At 40.3% G+C, this 19,636-nt stretch carries 22 protein-coding genes; all 22 read left to right on the top strand.

The features are described 5' to 3' along the window. The 22 genes from fliM (at nucleotide 1) to AC58PQ_RS13010 (ending at nucleotide 19,584) form a co-directional block, all read left to right on the top strand. Entirely contained in the window at nucleotides 1–999 is a 999-nt protein-coding gene (gene fliM, locus AC58PQ_RS13115) for a flagellar motor switch protein FliM (RefSeq protein ID WP_057315694.1), read from the top strand. Beyond that, nucleotides 992–2,236: a flagellar motor switch phosphatase FliY gene (gene fliY / locus AC58PQ_RS13110; RefSeq protein WP_497242438.1), complete on the top strand. Its 1,245-nt coding sequence runs from the start codon at nucleotides 992–994 to the stop codon at nucleotides 2,234–2,236. Before fliM ends, fliY begins: the two co-directional genes overlap by 8 nt. Before the next feature lie 24 nt (nucleotides 2,237–2,260). Further along, on the top strand, nucleotides 2,261–2,623 hold the full coding sequence (locus tag AC58PQ_RS13105; protein WP_028558282.1) for a response regulator: 363 nt from the start codon (nucleotides 2,261–2,263) through the stop codon (nucleotides 2,621–2,623). A 48-nt stretch (nucleotides 2,624–2,671) separates the two neighbouring features. After that, the gene (locus tag AC58PQ_RS13100) at nucleotides 2,672–3,307 is read left to right on the top strand and encodes a flagellar biosynthetic protein FliO (RefSeq protein ID WP_497242365.1); all 636 of its coding nucleotides are present in this window, start codon (nucleotides 2,672–2,674) and stop codon (nucleotides 3,305–3,307) included. Then, complete coding sequence (gene fliP / locus AC58PQ_RS13095; RefSeq protein ID WP_497242364.1) at nucleotides 3,304–4,077, top strand: flagellar type III secretion system pore protein FliP; 774 nt, start codon at nucleotides 3,304–3,306, stop codon at nucleotides 4,075–4,077. The genes AC58PQ_RS13100 and fliP overlap by 4 nt, the downstream gene beginning before the upstream one ends. 26 nt (nucleotides 4,078–4,103) lie before the next feature. Further along, nucleotides 4,104–4,373, top strand: a complete 270-nt coding sequence (gene fliQ, locus AC58PQ_RS13090) for a flagellar biosynthesis protein FliQ (RefSeq protein ID WP_497242363.1) — start codon at nucleotides 4,104–4,106, stop codon at nucleotides 4,371–4,373. 12 nt (nucleotides 4,374–4,385) lie between these two features. Then, complete coding sequence (gene fliR, locus AC58PQ_RS13085) at nucleotides 4,386–5,186, top strand: flagellar biosynthetic protein FliR (protein ID WP_497242362.1); 801 nt, start codon at nucleotides 4,386–4,388, stop codon at nucleotides 5,184–5,186. 10 nt (nucleotides 5,187–5,196) lie between these two features. After that, nucleotides 5,197–6,291 carry a flagellar biosynthesis protein FlhB gene (gene flhB, locus AC58PQ_RS13080; RefSeq protein ID WP_497242361.1) on the top strand — a complete coding sequence of 365 codons (1,095 nt, stop codon included), beginning with the start codon at nucleotides 5,197–5,199 and terminating at the stop codon, nucleotides 6,289–6,291. Between the two features lie 21 nt (nucleotides 6,292–6,312). After that, complete coding sequence (gene flhA, locus AC58PQ_RS13075; RefSeq protein ID WP_497242360.1) at nucleotides 6,313–8,346, top strand: flagellar biosynthesis protein FlhA; 2,034 nt, start codon at nucleotides 6,313–6,315, stop codon at nucleotides 8,344–8,346. Beyond that, nucleotides 8,343–9,647 (top strand): flagellar biosynthesis GTPase FlhF, encoded by a 1,305-nt coding sequence (gene flhF, locus AC58PQ_RS13070; RefSeq protein WP_497242359.1) that lies wholly within the window; start codon nucleotides 8,343–8,345, stop codon nucleotides 9,645–9,647. Before flhA ends, flhF begins: the two co-directional genes overlap by 4 nt. Then, nucleotides 9,644–10,513, top strand: coding sequence for a MinD/ParA family protein (locus AC58PQ_RS13065; protein WP_497242358.1), 870 nt, complete (start codon nucleotides 9,644–9,646; stop codon nucleotides 10,511–10,513). The genes flhF and AC58PQ_RS13065 overlap by 4 nt, the downstream gene beginning before the upstream one ends. A gap of 47 nt (nucleotides 10,514–10,560) precedes the next feature. Further along, nucleotides 10,561–11,685, top strand: coding sequence for a protein-glutamate methylesterase/protein-glutamine glutaminase (locus AC58PQ_RS13060; RefSeq protein WP_497242357.1), 1,125 nt, complete (start codon nucleotides 10,561–10,563; stop codon nucleotides 11,683–11,685). A 44-nt stretch (nucleotides 11,686–11,729) separates the two neighbouring features. Continuing rightward, a complete protein-coding gene (locus tag AC58PQ_RS13055; RefSeq protein WP_497242356.1) occupies nucleotides 11,730–13,796 on the top strand; it encodes a chemotaxis protein CheW in 2,067 nt (688 codons plus the stop codon). Nucleotides 13,797–13,866: 70 nt separating this feature from the next. Continuing rightward, on the top strand, nucleotides 13,867–14,328 hold the full coding sequence (locus AC58PQ_RS13050; RefSeq protein WP_477596210.1) for a chemotaxis protein CheW: 462 nt from the start codon (nucleotides 13,867–13,869) through the stop codon (nucleotides 14,326–14,328). 3 nt (nucleotides 14,329–14,331) lie between these two features. Further along, nucleotides 14,332–14,952: a chemotaxis protein CheC gene (locus tag AC58PQ_RS13045; RefSeq protein ID WP_497242355.1), complete on the top strand. Its 621-nt coding sequence runs from the start codon at nucleotides 14,332–14,334 to the stop codon at nucleotides 14,950–14,952. Next, nucleotides 14,949–15,443, top strand: coding sequence for a chemotaxis protein CheD (locus AC58PQ_RS13040; protein ID WP_497242354.1), 495 nt, complete (start codon nucleotides 14,949–14,951; stop codon nucleotides 15,441–15,443). The genes AC58PQ_RS13045 and AC58PQ_RS13040 overlap by 4 nt, the downstream gene beginning before the upstream one ends. Beyond that, on the top strand, nucleotides 15,443–15,874 hold the full coding sequence (locus AC58PQ_RS13035; protein WP_497242353.1) for a hypothetical protein: 432 nt from the start codon (nucleotides 15,443–15,445) through the stop codon (nucleotides 15,872–15,874). Before AC58PQ_RS13040 ends, AC58PQ_RS13035 begins: the two co-directional genes overlap by 1 nt. Before the next feature lie 19 nt (nucleotides 15,875–15,893). Continuing rightward, nucleotides 15,894–16,682 (top strand): FliA/WhiG family RNA polymerase sigma factor, encoded by a 789-nt coding sequence (locus tag AC58PQ_RS13030; RefSeq protein ID WP_497242352.1) that lies wholly within the window; start codon nucleotides 15,894–15,896, stop codon nucleotides 16,680–16,682. 34 nt (nucleotides 16,683–16,716) lie between these two features. Then, nucleotides 16,717–18,126 carry a flagellar assembly protein A gene (locus tag AC58PQ_RS13025; RefSeq protein ID WP_497242351.1) on the top strand — a complete coding sequence of 470 codons (1,410 nt, stop codon included), beginning with the start codon at nucleotides 16,717–16,719 and terminating at the stop codon, nucleotides 18,124–18,126. A 19-nt stretch (nucleotides 18,127–18,145) separates the two neighbouring features. Next, nucleotides 18,146–18,466: a hypothetical protein gene (locus AC58PQ_RS13020; RefSeq protein ID WP_497242350.1), complete on the top strand. Its 321-nt coding sequence runs from the start codon at nucleotides 18,146–18,148 to the stop codon at nucleotides 18,464–18,466. A 31-nt stretch (nucleotides 18,467–18,497) separates the two neighbouring features. Beyond that, nucleotides 18,498–19,076 (top strand): hypothetical protein, encoded by a 579-nt coding sequence (locus AC58PQ_RS13015; RefSeq protein ID WP_497242349.1) that lies wholly within the window; start codon nucleotides 18,498–18,500, stop codon nucleotides 19,074–19,076. After that, nucleotides 19,069–19,584, top strand: coding sequence for a hypothetical protein (locus tag AC58PQ_RS13010; protein ID WP_497242348.1), 516 nt, complete (start codon nucleotides 19,069–19,071; stop codon nucleotides 19,582–19,584). The genes AC58PQ_RS13015 and AC58PQ_RS13010 overlap by 8 nt, the downstream gene beginning before the upstream one ends. Nucleotides 19,585–19,636 lie beyond the last annotated feature (52 nt).

Raw genomic sequence — 19,636 nt, 5'->3', positions numbered from 1 at the left:
ATGGTTGATGTTTTATCGCAAAATGAGATCGATGCCTTGTTGGCTGCTTTGTCCTCTGGCGAAATGGATGCAGATGAGCTTAAGAAGGAGGATACTCAGAAGAAGGTAAGGGCATATGATTTTAAGAGAGCAGTACGTTTCTCGAAAGATCATATTCGTAGCTTAACCCGGATTCATGAAAATTTTGCACGATTTTTAACGACTTATTTCTCAGCACAATTGCGTACGTTCGTTCAAATCAGTGTAGTCCAGGTTGAACAATTGCCCTATGATGAATTTATTCGTTCGATCCCGAAAATGACCATTTTGAACATCTTTGAAGCAGAGCCTTTAGAGGGTCGAATGGTGCTTGAGGTTCATCCCAATGTTGCTTTTGCCATGTTGGATCGATTACTAGGCGGAGCAGGCACAACGCCAACCAAAATTAATGCATTAACCGAGATTGAAACGATCGTCATGGAACGCATTTTCAGTAGAGCATTTGATAGCTTGCAAGAAGCATGGAAAACTGTTATTGATATACAACCTCGCTTAGAGGCACTAGAAACGAATCCGCAGTTTATGCAAATTGTTTCTCCCAATGAAACAATTGCATTAATATCGCTGAGCACCAAAATCGGGGATACAACAGGTATGATCAACTTATGTATTCCTCATGTTGTTATTGAACCAATCATGCCTCGACTTTCTGTGCATCACTGGTTTGTTTCCCAGAAGAAGACGAGAGCTCCTGAAGAAGTGGAAGCACTTCAATCCCGTTTGGAGAAAACCAAGTTACCTCTCATTGCAGAGTTGGGATCGTCTGAAATTTCAATCCGAGATTTCTTAGGTTTAACAATAGGCGACGTAATCCCGCTGCATAAATCCGTCGAAGATTCGCTTCAAGTCAAAGTGGGCGAGAAGCTGAAATATCTCGGAAGCCCTGGTACCGTAAAAGGGAAGATGGCTGTACAAATTACAGAAATCGTGAATGAAGGAGAAGAAGAATATGATGAATAACAGAGATTATTTGTCGCAGGAAGAGATCGATGCTTTATTGAGACAATCATCAGAAGAAAGTTCTGTCTCTTCTTTTCATAGGCCTCCGCAAGTTGAAGATTTTCTTTCCCCGCTCGAACAGGATGCACTTGGGGAAATTGGTAATATTACGTTTGGCAGCGCGGCGACAGCGTTATCGACGTTACTAGGCAAGAAAGTTGATATTACGACACCTAAAGTGTCTGTAATTAGTAAAGAAGAATTGGAAGAACAGTTTCCAAGACCTCATGTTGCCGTTCATGTTAACTATGTAGATGGCTTTGATGGCATTAACTTGCTTGTCATTCAAACGAAGGACGCACAAGTAATCGCTGATCTTATGATGGGTGGTGACGGCACTGGCGGTGATGAAAATCTTAGTGAAATTCATATCAGCGCCGTGCAAGAAGCAATGAATCAGATGATGGGTTCATCAGCCACATCCATGTCTACCATCTTTAATCGATTTGTCAATATCTCTCCCCCAGGAATCGACATATTAAATTTGTCGAAAGGAGAAGGAAAACTGCCTGACGAGGACGTATTTATAAAGATATCGTTCCGACTTGCTATTGGTGATCTTATTGATTCCAACATCATGCAGTTATTGCCTGTTCCTTTCGCCAAAGAAATGGTATCGATCCTAATGGGTGGTGGTGATACTGAATCAGCAATGGAAGCTGCACCGGCTGCGCAAGCACCGCCAGTTGTAGCTGCTCCTGTGCAAGAAGCTCCTATATCGCAGCCAGCACCAGTGTATGAGCAACCTGTTTACCAACAACCGATGTATGAACAGCCGATGTATCAGCAGCCCCCAATAGGACAGCCGATGTATCCACCGCAGCAGCCGATGTATCAACAACCTCCAGCTGCGTATGGTGGCATGCCAAATCGGAATGTGAATGTTCAACCCGTTCAGTTTGGTAATTTACAATCAGGCTCTTACGCGCAAGCGGATGATACGAACCTGAATTTACTTCTCGATATACCACTTAAGGTAACCGTCGAGTTGGGCAGAACAAATAAGGTGATTAAAGACATCTTAGAGTTGTCTCAGGGTTCTATTATCGAATTGGACAAGCTTGCAGGTGAACCGGTAGACATTTTGGTGAATAATAAGTTGATTGCCAAAGGTGAAGTTGTCGTCATCGATGAGAATTTTGGGGTTCGTGTTACTGACATTGTTAATCAATGGGAACGAATTCAAAAATTACAATAATTTAATTTTAGGGGGATATTTTCAATGGCTAACCGTATTCTAATAGTGGATGATGCAGCGTTTATGAGAATGATGATTCGTGATATTTTATCAAAAAATGGGTACGAAGTATGTGGCGAGGCGAATGATGGAGCGCAAGCTATCGAAAAATATAAAGAGTTGAAGCCAGATCTAATTACGATGGATATCACGATGCCTGAAATGGATGGTATTCAAGCTTTAAAAGAAATCAAGAAGATTGAACCAAACGCGAAAGTAATTATGTGTTCAGCGATGGGACAACAAGCCATGGTTATCGATGCGATTCAAGCCGGGGCGAAAGACTTCATTGTTAAACCATTCCAAGCTGACCGCGTTATCGAAGCTATCAAAAAGACTCTAGGTTAAACCGTCCGAATTTGGTTGAGTCTTACATAAACCGAAAGGGTTGTTCTTATGAAAAGACGTCAATCGAATAAGGCCATCTTAAGCATACTTAGTATGATCGCTATGCTCCTCTATACAAGCAGAGACGTCTACGCGGAAACAGAACCAAATCAAGAAAATCCAATATCCGATTATCCAGGTTCGATGGGATCAATGGACTCGATGTTCATGGTTGGTAAGGTTATTTTAGTCCTTGTATTCATAATTATTCTCTTTTATGTACTAATGAGGTATGTGGCGAAGAAAAATAAAGGTACGATGTTTGGGAACTCGATTCGCTCTTTAGGTGGAGTTCCCCTTGGTCAAAATAAATCGATTCAAATTGTTGAAATTGGGCATTCGCTCTTCGTAGTTGGCGTTGGTGAGAACATTCAGTTATTGGATAAAATCATTGACGCCGATGAAGTAGCCTATATCTCTGAGCTCCTGCAATCGTCTCAAGACGATCGAATGGGGTTTGGAATGATAAGCAAATGGATCAATAAGCTTCCTATGAAAAAGAACGATGTGGAAGAGGAAGTAGAGCTAACATCTTCGTTTCAACAAGTATTTCATGATAAATTACGGCGTGTAACGGATCGCAATAAGAATGTTGAAGAATGGTTGTCTGATCAAAAACAAACAGATCGGTTGAATGAAGAATGAAAAGAAATAAATTAGTAAGCATACTATTGCTTGTCGTGATATCCATTTTCATATTGTCTTTAACTGCTTCAGCTGCCGAAACGGATGTTACGAATCCGATTCCAGGATTAAATGTCAATATCGGAACGAGCACATCAACTGGGGGATCATCGAATACAGTAACTCTCCTTCTGTTGCTAACGGTGTTAAGCCTAGCTCCTTCTTTCTTGATTTTAATGACGAGTTTCACCAGAATTGTCATTGTACTGGGTTTTGTTCGAACATCATTAGGAACTCAACAAATGCCACCTAATCAGGTTTTAATCGGACTCGCTCTGTTTTTAACCTTTTTTATTATGTCTCCAACTTTAGGGGAAGTTAATCAAACAGCACTTCAGCCGTACTTGAAGGGTGAAATCAATCAAACGCAGGCTTTTCAGACTGCGTCGCTACCCATGAAGAAGTTTATGTTTAAACATACGCGCCAGAAGGATTTGAAGCTGTTTCTAGACTATTCTAAAGCTAAAGCGCCTACAGGGGTCGAAGACATACCAATCACGTCCTTGGTGCCTGCTTACGCGATTAGCGAATTAAAATCAGCATTCCAAATGGGATTCATGATTTTTATACCGTTTTTGGTTATAGATATGGTTGTATCCAGTACGTTAATGGCCATGGGGATGATGATGCTCCCGCCCGTGATGATTTCACTCCCATTTAAAATCCTTCTTTTTATTCTTGTAGATGGTTGGTATCTTGTGGTGAGATCGTTACTCTTAAGCTACGGTTAGTGACCAAGATATCGGAGGGAATCTAGATGGGTTCGGAATTTGTAATACGAATTGCTGGCGAAGCTGTTTACACCGTTCTTAAGGCTAGTGCGCCAATGCTACTTATAGGTTTAATCGTTGGTCTTGCTATAAGTATTTTTCAAGCGACGACACAGATTCAAGAGCAAACACTTGCCTTTGTACCGAAAATTGTTGCTGTACTGCTTTCCATTCTCGTTTTCGGTTCTTGGATTATGAATACTTTGGTTGATTTCACCTTTAATCTACTCAACAATCTTTACAAATTCGTTGGTTAGGTTGTGAGTGAAATGCCAACAATGATTCAAGCGATCCCTATCTTTCTGCTTATTTTTTGTCGAATTACATCATTTTTTGTCGTTGTGCCAATCCTTTCTTCTAGAAATGTTCCCATGATGTTCAAGGTGGGGCTTTCCGTCTTTATTTCGTTGATTATCTTAGCGACGATGGGGATGGAGCAATCCATACCGATTGATGGCGTTTACGTGCTTTTGATTATACGTGAAATGCTAATCGGTGTTTTATTAGGATTTCTGGCATATTTGTTTTTTACAGTTGTTCAGACAGCTGGTTCTTTCATGGATATGCAAATTGGATTTAGTATGGCGAGCGTAATAGATCCGCTAACAGGCGCATCTACTCCGATGCTAGGGAATCTGAAATATATGATCGCTGTGCTATTGTTTCTGTCTTTCGACGGACATCATTACTTGATCAGAGCGATTATTGACAGTTACAAATGGGTGCCAATCGATAACGATTTGTTTAGCCGCATTTATGACGGACAAGTTTCAGATTTTTTATTTAAATCGCTATCCAAAATGTTTTATCTCTCATTCCAACTGGCAGCACCAATTGTTGCAGCCTTATTTTTAACAGATTTAGGTTTAGGCCTTTTAACAAGGGTCGCACCGCAATTCAATATTTTTGTCATCGGTGCCCCATTGAAAATGATACTTGGATTTTTCCTTCTCGTTATTGTTTTTCCAGAATTAATGTCTCAATTCCAGCAATTATTCGGAACCATTTTTGACTACATGGAGAAAATGCTTCAAATGATTGGTGGAGCGCAGCAAACAACACCCAAGTAGGAGGAGAACCGTGTCCCAACAACTTCGTATACAGCTAGATTTACAATGGTTTGCTGGGGAAAAAACGGAATCTGCTACTCCGAAAAAAAGACAGGATGCCAGAAAAAAGGGTCAAGTTGCAAAAAGTATGGACTTGCCCGCGGCTTCCATTTTACTTTTTTCATTTGTGGCCTTTATGATGTTTGGCTCCTTCATGAAAGGTAAATTAATTCACATCTTTCGTAATGTTTATGAGAATCAACTTGGTATGGATATTACAATGGGGAATGTGCAAGTGTTATTCATGGATTTAACGCAACAAGGCTTGATTATTATGGCGCCAATCTTTATCTTAGTACTTCTTGTCGCTTTTATTGCAAATTATGCACAAATCGGTTTTATGTTTATCGGCGATCCCTTAATGATGAAGTTTGACAAGATTAATCCGATTGCTGGTTTTAAGAAGATTTTTTCCTTGCGAACAGTGATGGACTTTCTAAAGTCGACTATGAAAATGCTGATCATCGGCTATGCCGTGTATACGACCTTGATGGGTCATAAGGACAGGCTTCTTGGCCTAGGGCATGCACCTTTAGAGAGCACATTCACATTTATTGCTTCGGTTACATTAAGTTTAGGGATAAAAATAGGTGTGATTTTAATTGTTTTAGCAATCTTTGATTATATCTATCAAAAGTATGAACATGAGAAAAGCCTTAAAATGTCTAAACAAGATATTAAAGATGAGTATAAGAAAAGTGAAGGCGATCCTCTCATCAAAGGGAAGATCCGTGCCAAACAACGTCAAATGGCCATGCAGCGAATGATGCAGGAAGTTCCTAAGGCCGATGTCATTATTACAAATCCAACTCACTTTGCAGTTGCATTGAAATACGATTCAAAGAATATGCAGGCTCCTACCGTGATAGCAAAAGGTGCAGACTATGTGGCCTTAAAAATTAAAGAAGTCGCCAAACAGAATGGCGTCATGACGATGGAAAATAAGCCGCTTGCTCGAGCGATTTTTGCACAGGTGGAAATTGGTGATGCGATTCCATCAGACCTATTCCAGGCTGTGGCAGAAGTACTAGCGTATGTATATAAGATGAAGGGTAAGACGAACTAACGTAGAGGGAGGTGCAATCTGATGAAAATCAAGGATTTATTAGTTCTAATCGGTATTATTGGCATCGTGTTGATGATGATTGTACCTGTTCCGATCCCTTTGCTGGACTTTTTATTAATTATAAATATTTCAATAGCTTTAATGATTATCTTGGTCGCAATGAATACGAAGGAAGCACTCCAGTTTTCGATTTTCCCTTCCTTGCTCTTGATTACAACACTCTTTCGATTAGCTTTAAACGTGTCAACAACTCGTAATATTCTAGCGCATGCTGAAGCAGGCGACGTGGTCAGAACTTTTGGTTCATTCGTAGCACAAGGCAATATCGTAGTGGGATTCGTCGTGTTTCTCATCCTTGTCTTGGTTCAGTTTATTGTTATTACCAAAGGTTCTGAGCGCGTGGCCGAGGTTGCAGCTAGATTTACCTTAGATGCAATGCCAGGTAAGCAAATGAGTATCGATGCTGATTTGAATGCTGGCTTGATCAATGAGGTACAAGCTAGAGAACGAAGACAAAAGATTGAACGTGAAGCAGATTTCTATGGTGCGATGGATGGTGCCAGTAAATTTGTAAAAGGTGATGCGATTGCCGGTATCATTATCCTCGTCATCAATTTAATCGGTGGATTTATCATTGGGATGACGATGAAAGGGATGGATTTTCAAGATGCCTTACAAACCTTCTCGATCTTAACGATCGGGGATGGATTGGTAAGCCAAATTCCAGCCCTTTTAATTTCAACCGCCGCTGGTATCATCGTTACGCGAGCATCGTCTGAGGGTAACTTAGGTCATGATATTACGAAGCAATTAACTGCTCAACCCAAATTACTGTACATTGTTGCAGGAACATTAATTGTACTGGGCACGTTTACACCCATTCATTGGTTTACAACACATCCGATAGCTGGAATATTGATTTTCGCAGCTTTCAAAATGCAAAAGAATTTGGAACGTGAAGCAATCAAAGAAGAACAATTGGTTGAAGAACAACAAATTGAGGAAGTACGTAGTCCTGAAAGCGTCATTTCATTACTTCAAGTTGACCCGATAGAATTTGAATTTGGTTATGGTCTAATCCCTCTTGCAGATACTCAGCAGGGTGGAGATTTGTTAGATCGGATTATTTTAATACGTCGTCAATGTGCTTTGGAGTTAGGTGTTGTTGTACCAGTTATACGGATCCGTGACAATATCCAATTGCGACCGAATGAGTATATCATCAAAATTAAAGGCAATACAGTTGCACGCGGCGAACTACTCCTAAATCACTATCTGGCCATGAGTCCTGGATTTGATGATGATTCTATTTCAGGAATTGAAACGACGGAACCTGCATTCGGTTTACCGGCTATTTGGATCGATGAAATGAACAAAGAGAGAGCAGAGTTATCTGGCTATACAGTAGTAGATCCACCATCTGTTGTTGCGACTCATTTAACTGAAATTATTAAGAAACATATTCATGAGCTTCTGGGTCGTCAGGAAACGAAGGCTCTTATCGAAAATGTAAGGGAATCGTATCCTGCTCTTGTCGATGATTTAATTCCATCCGTGTTATCTGTAGGAGATATTCAGAAAGTTCTATCAAAGCTTCTCCGTGAGAAAATATCTGTCCGTGACTTGGTCACAATTCTAGAAACACTTGCTGATTATGGCACATACACAAAGGATCCTGAGATCTTAACAGAGTATGTGAGGCAGTCATTGTCTCGACAAATCACACAGCAGTTTACTTCGCATGGTGATTCGCTGAAAGTAATTACGGTGGGCCCATCCGTTGAGAAGAAAATTGCGGATTCCGTGCAACAATCAGATCAAGGTAGCTATTTGGCACTAGATCCTTCATCTTCACAAATCATTTATCATCGCGTTACTGAGCAAGTAACGAAGCTAATCCAATCCGGTCAACAACCTGTCATTTTAACTTCACCAACAATACGAATGTATGTTAGACAGCTATTAGAGAGAACGCTACAAGATATACCTGTCCTTTCTTACAGTGAATTAGAGCCGAGCGTTGAAATTCAAAGCATGGGGGTAGTCAATTTATGAGAGTAAAAAGATATGTTGTTGATTCCATGCCTGACGCTTTGCAGAAAATTCGTTCAGATCTGGGTAAAGATGCTGTGATTCTCAACACAAAGGAAATTCGTACAGGCGGTTTTCTTGGCATGTTTGGGAAGAAGAAGATAGAAGTCATTGCAGCCATTGATGGCGCAAATGCCAAACCTACCGCTGCTCCGCAAAGGGTAGCTCCACAGCCCCTTCAGCCCAAAGCATCTATTCAACCGGTTCAGCTCAAAAGTAATGTCCATCAATCTGATTTTCCAGATGTTCCTGACGTTCTAATGCCAACGGCGATGAGGAACGATCTTGTCGCCATAAATGCAGTTTCCGCACCAGAGAAAGTTATGAATCCGGCTCAACATCAAGCTTACTCACCTTCATCTGTTCAAACTTTAGCAAGAGCTTCGGTTAAAGATGATCAATTGATGGATGAACTCAAACAAATGAAAGAAATGATGAAGAAGCTTTCACAAGTGACCGATGAGGATAAGCTTCCAGAAGCCTTACAAAAGCTAGAACAAAGGCTTTTTGATCAAGAAGTGAATCCTACACTTGTTCGACAAATTATGGATGAAGTCATGGCGGATTTTAAACTTGCTGATGAGCCAGTTACAGAAGAATCTGCACACCAGCTTGTTAGATCAAAGCTTGGACAAATTTTTCAAACAGATCATAGCAAGCATATATCTGCACAAACACGCGTTGTTCATTTCGTGGGTCCAACTGGTGTTGGTAAAACAACAACAATAGCCAAACTGGCCGCGGAGCAAGTCTTGAAATATCACCGAAAAGTCGGGTTTATTACCTCAGACACATATCGAATTGCTGCTATTGAGCAGTTAAAAACATATGCAACCATTTTAAATGTACCACTCGAAGTCGTTTTTTCTCCGCAGGATCTGACGAAAGCATTTCAGAATTTGGCTGAATGCGACATTATTTTTATGGATACAGCTGGGCGCAATTTTCGGAATGAAATGTATGTATCAGAATTGAATTCTTTGCTGAAGACGCAAGGGAATAGTGAGACAATTCTCGTACTAAGCTTAACGACCAAATATCGTGATTTGCGGGCAATAACGAATAACTTTAGTAAGTTCAAGCTGGATAAAGTACTCTTTACCAAAATGGACGAAACAGATTCCTACGGAGCCATTCTAAATGTTGTTCATGAGTTTTCTCTTAAGCTTTCGTATGTGACAACTGGGCAAAGTGTACCCGATGATATTGCGGAAATGAACGAGTGGCAAATCATTGATCTGCTATTGGAGGAGCCTAGAACATGAAGGATCAAGCAGAAGGGTTGCGGAATCTGGTTCAGACGCAGGGTGATAAAGGCACTAGAACAACCAGGATTATTACCGTGACCAGTGGAAAAGGTGGGGTAGGTAAATCCAATTTTACGCTAAACTTCGCTTTATCACTGCAGTCTCTCGGTTACAAGGTACTTGTCTTCGATGCAGATATTGGCCTGGCGAACATTGACGTTTTAATGGGCATATCCTCGAAGTACAGTCTTTATCACTTGTTAAAAAAGGATAAAACAATCTGGGAAATCATCCAGAAGGGATCCAATGATTTAGAGTTTATCGCGGGTGGTTCTGGTTTTAATGACTTACTGCGATTAAGTGAAGAAGAGTTAGATTATTTTGCAGAGCAAGTCATGCAACTCAACGGTTACGTGGATTTTATCATTTTTGACACGGGAGCAGGCCTATCCAAAGAAACGCTGAAGTTTATTCTTGCCGCTGAAGAAGCAATCGTAGTAACGACACCTGAGCCAACATCCATTACAGATGCTTATGCCATTATCAAGATGGTGAATTCAATGGGGCATGATGTATCCTTTAAGCTAGTCATTAATCGTGTAACTGATGCAAGTGAAGGTAAACAAACAGCTGACAAAATTTCATTAGTAGCTAAACAATTCCTGAATATCCATATCCCAACATTAGGGTTTGTTGATGACGATCCGGTTGTTTCTAAAGCAGTGAAAAGGCAAATTCCTTTCTCAATTGCTTTTCCATATTCCGCGGCAACTAAAAGTATAAAAACGCTTACTGATAATTATATAAAAGGATATCGTGTCATAGAAACGCCTTCTACCGGTGTCAGGAGCTTTTTAAATAAAATGTTGAAACTTTTGAAATAGGATTTTTGAAAATCGTGTCGAATAAGCAGATAGAGGAGGGAAGCAGCTTGGCAATATATAACATTCTTGTCGTAGATGACTCCGTCTTTATGCGAAAAATAGTTAGTGATTTAATTTCTGAAAATCCGCAATTCAAGGTCATTGGTACTGCTAAAAATGGGCAAGAAGCAATTGAATTAGTCAAGCTGCTTCGACCGGATGCTGTGACGATGGATATCGAAATGCCTGTCATGAATGGATTGGATGCGCTTAAACACATCATGGAAGAGCAACCAACCCCCGTCATCATGTTAAGCTCCTTAACGCAAGAAGGAGCTGCTGAGACGATTAAAGCTTTGGAGTTGGGTGCAGTAGACTTTATTCGAAAGCCGTCGGGATCCATATCTCTGGATTTGTATAAGGTTAAACTATTGCTGCATGAGAAACTGCTTATGGCAGTTCGTTCGAAAATGCATGTGATCCAACCTACTCGTGCACCGTCTCCATTAGCAAATGTTAATCCATTGTCATTGAGATCAATGATGATGAAAGAAAATCTGAAACAGTCAGATACGAATGTTCCGGTTATCCAAACTTCTACACATTTTAGTCATGTAGTTGCGATAGGAACTTCAACCGGTGGTCCACGAGCTTTACATCAGGTGATTTCCAATATTCCTGCAGGTTTCCCAGCTCCAATTTTAATAGTTCAGCATATGCCGCCTAATTTCACCAAATCTCTTGCCCAACGTTTGAATGATATTTCTCAAATTAGGGTTGTTGAAGCGGCGGATGGCGAAATCCTTCAAACTGCTACTGCTTATGTGGCTCCGGGGGGATGGCATATGGTTATCTACAGAGATCCGAACCGAACGTACAAAATTAAATTAACCAAAGATGAACCTGTTTCTGGTCACCGACCATCTGTTGACGTCATGTTTGAATCCTTACTAAGCATGAATGAATTAAAGCGACATGTCGTTTTGATGACTGGTATGGGAAGTGATGGAGCCAAAGGGATGCTTTCTCTGAAGCTATCAGGTGCAACAACAACGATTGCCGAATCAGAAGAAACCTGTATCGTGTATGGGATGCCAAGAGCAGCAGTAGAAAATCAAGCTGCAATGCATGTTTTACCTCAACAGGATATAGCAGTCCGTTTATCAAGGTGTGTACTGAATGAAATGAATTGAAGCAAACATAGGGTACTGGATGATTCTATTGGAGGTGTGTGGTAGTGGAACTTAGTCAATATCTATCGATGTTTATCGATGAATCAAAAGAGCATTTGCAATCATTGAATGAAAATCTTCTGAATTTAGAAAGTAGTCCAAAAGACATAAGTATAGTACATAATATTTTTCGTTCGGCTCATACGTTAAAAGGTATGTCCGCAACAATGGGGTTTGAGGACATCGCGGCTCTTACACATGAAATGGAAAATGTGCTTGACCTCGTACGTAATAGCAAAATTGATATGGATTCATACATATTTGATTGTATTTTTAAAAGTTTGGACTCCTTGGAATCCATGGTGGAAGATATTATTCAAGGCGGTTCAGGCATAGCGGATGTAAGTCCGATCGTTGTTTCATTAAGATCCATCGTGACAGGAGACTACAAAAAAACGCAAGCTCCTGCAGCAGCTGTTCCTGTGAATGAACCAGTCAAAGGCATTGAAGTGGATGAGTTTCAATATTCCATTCTTAAACAGTCGATAGAATCAGGTTTTTTGGTATTCTATATCGAAGTTAGTGTCAATGAAAACTGCGTGTTGAAAGCAGCACGTGCTTACATGGTTTTCGATGCTATGGAAAAAATGGGCGAAATCATGAAGTCAACGCCTACCGTGCAAGAAATTGAACAAGAGAAGTTTGATCGCTCTTTTTCACTCTACTTTATTTCCAAAGTAGATCAAGCAACACTAGAGAAAGAGATTTTGAATGTTTCTGAGATTGCTTCTGCCGTTATTATCACCGTAGATACAGAATCACTAGCAGAATTGTCTCACCCAGCTAAGGAAATTGAAACGGCACGCCAAGAAATTGCAGCGGCTGTTGCTGCAACAATTACGGCTGCTGATGCACCTGAATCGAAAACTATCGATCCAGTAGTAACGGCTGCAAAACCTGTAGTAGGTGGAGCTCCGGTGGCAAGTCGTACGATTCGTGTTGATATTGAGCGTTTAGACACATTGATGAATTTATTCAGTGAGCTATTGATTGACCGTGTTCGCTTAGAGCAGTTAGCGAGTGAAGTAAAACGCAATGATTTGACGGAAACTGTTGAACACATGTCTCGTGTAAGCAGCGATTTGCAAAATATCGTTTTGAAGCTTCGCATGGTTCCAGTAGATTCGGTATTTAATAGATTTCCTCGAATGATCAGAGACTTAGCGAAATCCTTGGATAAAAAAGTAGAGCTTGTGATTACGGGTGCGGATACAGAATTAGACCGTACGGTCATTGATGAAATTGGTGATCCGTTAGTCCATTTATTGCGAAATGCTGTCGATCATGGGATTGAATCGATCAGTGAGCGTGTGGCAGTAGGTAAACCAGAGCAAGGAACTATTCAGCTTCGCGCATTCCACAGTGGTAACCATGTCTTTATCGAGATCGAGGAAGATGGCAAGGGTATTTACCGTGAGAAGGTTTTGAAAACAGCTTTGAAAAATGGTCTAGTTACAGCAGAACAAGCTGCAAAATTAACGGATCATGAAGTATACAACTTACTATTTGCATCTGGATTTAGTACGGCTGAGAAAATTTCTGATATTTCAGGTCGCGGTGTTGGTTTAGATGTTGTTAAGACGAAGATTCAAATGTTGGGTGGACATGTTCAAGTTGATTCGAAGCCAGGCTTCGGAAGCAAATTTTCCGTACAGTTACCACTGACTCTCTCTATTATTTCTGCGATGCTAGTGCGTCTGGGTAGTGAGAAATATGCGATACCATTGTCTTCCATTGTTGAAACTTCAGCTATTCAAAAGTCTCAGATCCGTAACATCCAAGGAACTAAAATGATAGATTATCGCAAATCGGTCATCCCATTAGTGTCCGTGAGTTCCTTATTCCAGGTTCCTGATTTCAATGAGGATTTGGAAGAAGAAACAGAAATCGTTGTTGTTCGCAAAGGTGATAAACAAGTAGCGCTAATGGTTGATGAATTTATTGGTCAGCAAGAGATCGTATTAAAAACACTCGGTAAATATTTAACTGGTATTTTCGCAATTTCAGGAGCAACTATTCTTGGAGATGGACAAGTTGCATTGATTATTGATCCTAATGCAGTAATTAAATAAAACCATATTCGATTAAAGCTGATGCTTACGAAGTCAGTTTTCTGACGAAAACTTTGAGGAGGATTTCAAAATGGGAGAAGAAAAAAAGGTAATTGTCTTCGCACTTGGATCGGAAGAGTATGGTGTTGAGGTAGAAAAGGTTAGAACGATTGAAAGAATGCAGCCAATGACACGTGTGCCAAAAGCACCAGAATTTATTAAAGGTGTTATTAATCTACGTGGTATTGTTATTCCAATTATTGATCTACGTTCGCGATTCGGACTTGAAGAGGTAACAAGTACGGATGCTACTCGTATTATCATCGTTTCTGCTGCGGATTTTGAAGTAGGGCTCATTGTTGACTCTGCCAACGATGTTATAGATGTCGATACGGATAATATTAATACACCGCCAGAAGTTGTTGGTGGCATCAAAGCAAAATACTTGGATGGTATCGCGCGTGTTGGCGAAAATAGATTGTTGGTACTCCTTAACCTAGAGCAAGTTTTGAATCGTAGTGAAATTCAGCAGCTAGAAAGATTCGAGGAATAACTTGTGGACGTTTTTAGCCGACTAGAGGATTTTCAATTAGATGTGCTTAAGGAAGTTGGGAACATCGGCGCTGGGCATGCTGCAACTGCGCTTTCAACCCTGCTGGATAAGCCAATCGATATGCTTGTTCCTAAAGTAAGAATGCTGCCTTTTGAAGAAATTTGTGAGAGCGTTGGCGGTGCCGAGACTGTGGTCTTGGCCATCTTCTTACGAGTTGAAGGGGATGCACCAGGGAATATGTTTTTCATTCTTGACTTGGATGCTGCCAAAAATATACTTCGAGACTTGGTTGGTTTATCACTTGCTAAACAAGAAGAGTATTCAGAGCTTGAATTATCTGCACTAAATGAAATTGGCAATATACTTGCCGGATCTTATTTATCCTCACTTGCTGATTTTACGAATTTAAATATGCAGCCGACGGTTCCAGCGCTGGCGATCGACATGGCTGGTGCAATTTTAAGCTATGGTTTATTGCAATTTGGTCAAATGGGAGATCAGGCTCTTCTCATTGATACTAAATTTTTGGAAGGGGACAATGAAGTGCAAGGGCACTTTTTCTTAATCCCTGATCCGGAATCGTTTGGTAAAATCTTTTCGGCATTAGGGGTAGTCTCTCCATGACGCAAGAAAACTTAATTAAAGTAGGTATGGCTGACTTGAATGTTGCTCATCAAATTGGTGTTTTGAAGACAACAGGCTTGGGTTCATGTGTAGGGGTTACGCTATTCGACAGCCGTTCAAAAGTAGCAGGAATGGCACATGTCATGCTGCCTTCTTCTGAAATAGCACGTGAAGGCAATTTGAACATTGCCAAGTATGCAGACACGGCAATTCCTGAACTTATTTCTAGGATGGAAAAGCTTGGAGCAAACATAAGTAAATTAGAAGCTAAGCTTGCTGGCGGCGCCCAAATGTTTGCTTTTGCAGGAAATAATGATACGATGAGAATTGGACCGAGGAATGTAGAATCTTGTAAGGAAATGTTGAATCGTTACAAGATTCCAATTCTAGCTGAGGATACAGGAGCTAATTATGGTCGTACGATTGAATTTTTTAGTGCGACTGGCATCTTACTGATCCGCAGTGTTCAATTGGGAGTAAAGGAAATTTAATGATGATTGGAACTATACGAATAAATCTCATCGTAGCATTGTTAGCTGGTTTGTTTACTTTTACTTTATCGATTGGCAATAACTTATTCCTATCATCCTGCATTAAAAGTGGTTACAGCTTTCTCATTTTATTCGTAGTAACATTTGGATTTAGATGGGTTTTAGGGCTATTAATTGGTCCTTTATCTTCTATTGAGGATTCAACAGACGTGAATCCCTCATCCACGGTTGGTCAAAACCTAGATTTGAGTACTCCCGATGAGGATAAGGAAACGCGGGAAATGATGAAGTTGAATCACACGAACAATAATAAAGATGCACATTCTAATGAAATGCAATTTTCACCATTGAATCCACCTAAGCTAGTCACCAAGAATAATTTGGACCCTGAACAACTGGCGGGTGCCTTGAGGCGAATGTCTGAAGATTAAGGATGGTGAATCTTAAATCATGATTGATCAAAAGCAAGTTCAACTTGCGAATATTGAATGGTGGAAGCAGTGGAAGGAACAGGGCATAATTGCAGCGAGACAAGCACTAATTGAGAACTATTTACCTTTAGTGGAGTATGTTTCAGGTAGATTAGCTATTGGTCTTCCAAAAAGTGTTTCAAAAGACGATTTATCTAGCTTTGGGGCTATGGGATTAATTGATGCCATCGAGAAGTTTGATTATGCACGAGGCTTACAATTTGAAACCTATGCATCATGGCGAATTCGCGGATCTATTATTGATGGTTTACGACAAGGGGATTGGGTTCCAAGGTCCGTAAGGGAAAAGGCCAAAAAGGTAGAAGAAGCCTATCAAAAGCTGGAACAGAAATATCTGCGATCTGTAACGGATACTGAAATAAGTAGTTATCTGCAAATCAGTGAGCAGGATTTCCAACAAATGCTTCAAGATATTTCTATTACGACTATTTGTTCGATTGATGATCCCATTCGAGAAGAAGAATCGGAAACCAGACTTTCTCTCATTGTTGATGAGAAAGCCAAAAATCCAGAATCTCAAGTGAATGAGTTTTATCTCAAAGATTCCTTGGCGAAAGCTATAGACCGATTGACGGATAAAGAGAGAACGGTTGTTTCACTATTTTATTTTGAAGAGTTATCCTTAAGTGAAATTGCAGAAGTCATGTCATTATCTCCGTCACGCATTTCACAACTGCATTCTAAAGCGATCTTACGACTAAAAGGTGTACTCGGAAGATTTAAAAATCAACTTTTTCAAGATAATTAAACTTATTCTGAAAGTATGGAAAGGTGGTATGTCCGTGAGTGAAGGGAACATGCCTTTGGATTACTACATTAGTATTACAGTGTCAGATGATAAGTTATCTGCTCATTTACTGATCAGTAATACGGATGATACGTTTAAGGTCTCAATTGGGCAATTATTGGATTTGGTTCAAAAAAACAGAATTATTCATGGTGTAAATCAATTTGTACTTGCAGAAATTGCAGAAAACCCAAAATCTTTTTCTCTTAAAAAGACATTAATTGCGACGGGAACCAAACAGATTGATGGTCAAAATGGATATATTAAATTAGCATTTAATTTTGATGAAAATGACAAAAAGCCTTTGGAGCTGGAAGACGGCCGGGTCAACTATAAAGAAGTCGTGTCACTTCACAATGTTAGAAAAGGGCAATTAATCGGTCAACGATTTTTAGCTACAGCTGGCTCGCCAGGTCGTGCAGTTACTGGGGAGACGCTTTTTACCAAAGCAAGCAAAGAAGCTAGATTCAAATTAGGTAAAAATGTTGTAACGGACGCTGAACAAATGGGGCTATATGCAACGATTGATGGCATGGTGGTTCGGACCGATCGTGATAAAATTAATATTTTCCCCATTTACGAGATAAATGGGAATGTCGATTACAATGTTGGGAATATTGATTTTATCGGTACCGTTGTCGTTAGAGGCAATGTACTTCCAGGCTTCAAAGTTCGTGCAGCCGGCGACATTCGTGTAATTGGTGGAGTAGAAGCCGCGGAGCTTGAAGCAGAAGGATCGATTGAAATATCAGCAGGTATTGTAGGGCAGAACAAAGCTTTTATCAAAGCAGGTGGAAATGTCAAAAGCTCTTTCATCCAAGACGCAACAATTGAAGTTGCAGGTGAACTAAACGTTTCTCAAAGTATCATGCACTCAACGGTGAGAGCTGGTAAAAGTGTCACTTGTGCGGGGGCAAAAGGTTTAATCGTTGGTGGAACCATTCAAGCTGGTGAACGAGTTACCGCAAGAACGATCGGAAACTCAATGTCAACGACAACGGTTATTGAAGTAGGTGTACTGCCTGAACTTCGTAATGAAATGATGCAACTTCGTAACCAGCTTAAGTCATTGATGGAGAATAATGAAAAAACTAGTAAAGCGCTTACTTTGTTGGACCAATTAGCTGCCACAGGACAGTTAAGTCTTGATAAGCTCGCAATGCGTATTAAACTCAATAATACCAAGAAGCAAGCCGTAGACGAGCAAATATCAATTAAAGAACGAATTTTGGAAATTGAGAAATCCCTTGAGGATTCTGAGAATGCTAAAGTTCAAGTTGTGTCTACTATTTATGGCGGTACGAAAATTGTAATTGGACGTTATACGAAATTTATAAAAGATCCAACGAACCGAATGATATTCCGATTAAGTGATGGCGATATAATAATGAGTGCAAACGTGTAAGTGAGGGAGGGCGTAGACGATGAGTTTTAAAGCCATCGATTTACAATTCGCTGTACACAAGAATGATGAGGCGGGTATCAAACAAAATCAATTGATGCAGAAACCGCGGCAGGATGGCACCATTTTAGAAACTCAAGCCACACAAACGACGGAACGTGCTCGACAGCGGACAAGCAGACTCGAAGAGAGTGGGCGTTCAGATATCATGGATCGTCGTGAACAGAAGAAATCACAATTAGGCAAAAGTAAGGCGAGAGGGACACTAGAGAGTGCTTCATCGGACACTGAACACCATCCAGAGCATCCCTATAAAGGTCATCGTATTGACTTATCCCTCTAACTTGCTATAGAAAAAGGTGAACCCTATGGTTATGCAGCCGGTGCTATACGTCATCCTTCTTGGTCTTGTGATGATTGTTTACGCAAGATTTATACCGAAGGATCAGGCGACGGCTTCATCCGCTAAAGCAACGGTTGTGAAGGAAATCGAAGATACGATTGAACACTTCGCAGCTGAAATGGATGAACAAAATCAAGTAATGCTTGATCTGTTTTCAAAAACAAAGCAAGATTATGAAGTAGAGCTTGCTAAATTAGCTGGTCGTTTGGAAACTTTAGAAAGACAAAAGCACGAACTGTCGAAGGAGCTCACGACCTTACATGTTAATCAGCAACCAACGCTTACAGCAAGTGAGATGCTTAGTGCTTTAAATAAGCCTACTCAACAAGAAATTCTTACAACTACAAATGTACAAACGATTGTTTCTGAACCTCCTCCAGAGGAACCCATCTATGTGGGTTTAAGCATGAAAAGTAGATACTCCGAATTGTTTACCTTGCATGATCAAGGGAAAAGTGTGGAAGCTATAGCCAAAAAGCTCAGTATGAATAAAGGCGAGGTCAGTTTGATCCTTCAGCTTTCGAGACAGGAGGAACGGACACGTGTTTAAAAATAGAGCTTTAGTTTCTGGTATTGGAATAGGTATAATTGTAGGCGCAATCCTTCTTCAAGTGATGCTTTTTCGACCATCAACACCAAGTCAATCAGGTATTTCGTTAGAGGAGATGGACCCTCAGAAGCTAAGGGACGAAGCCTCCAAATACTATCAAGTTTTCGAGAAAAATGTAAAGATGTATACCCAAGCGGAATTGGATGCCGCTATTCAGAAAAAACTTAAAGAAGAGTCAGATAAGCTAGTAGTGACCAAACCACAAGATTCGCCCAAAGCGTCTCAGCCTGCGGCTTCTTCTAAGATCGTCATTTATGTTCAGCAAAACCTTGATGCATCGACCGTGGCTGATTTGCTATATCGCTCAGGTGTAATTTCAGATCGCAAAGCATTTGTTACTGAACTCGATAAGCAAGGTGGCAGCACCAAAATCCAAGTTGGTTACCATGAGTTTGAAGGTGTGATGGATATGCCAACCATCGTAACGAATCTTATTACAGTTCAATAGTTTAACTTACAAAAGGATCTTTGTTTAGAGATCTTTTTTTGTTTGTTTATAC

This window comes from Paenibacillus sp. J22P143 (assembly GCF_059692035.1).
This window is presented reverse-complemented; position numbering and strand designations above follow the sequence as displayed.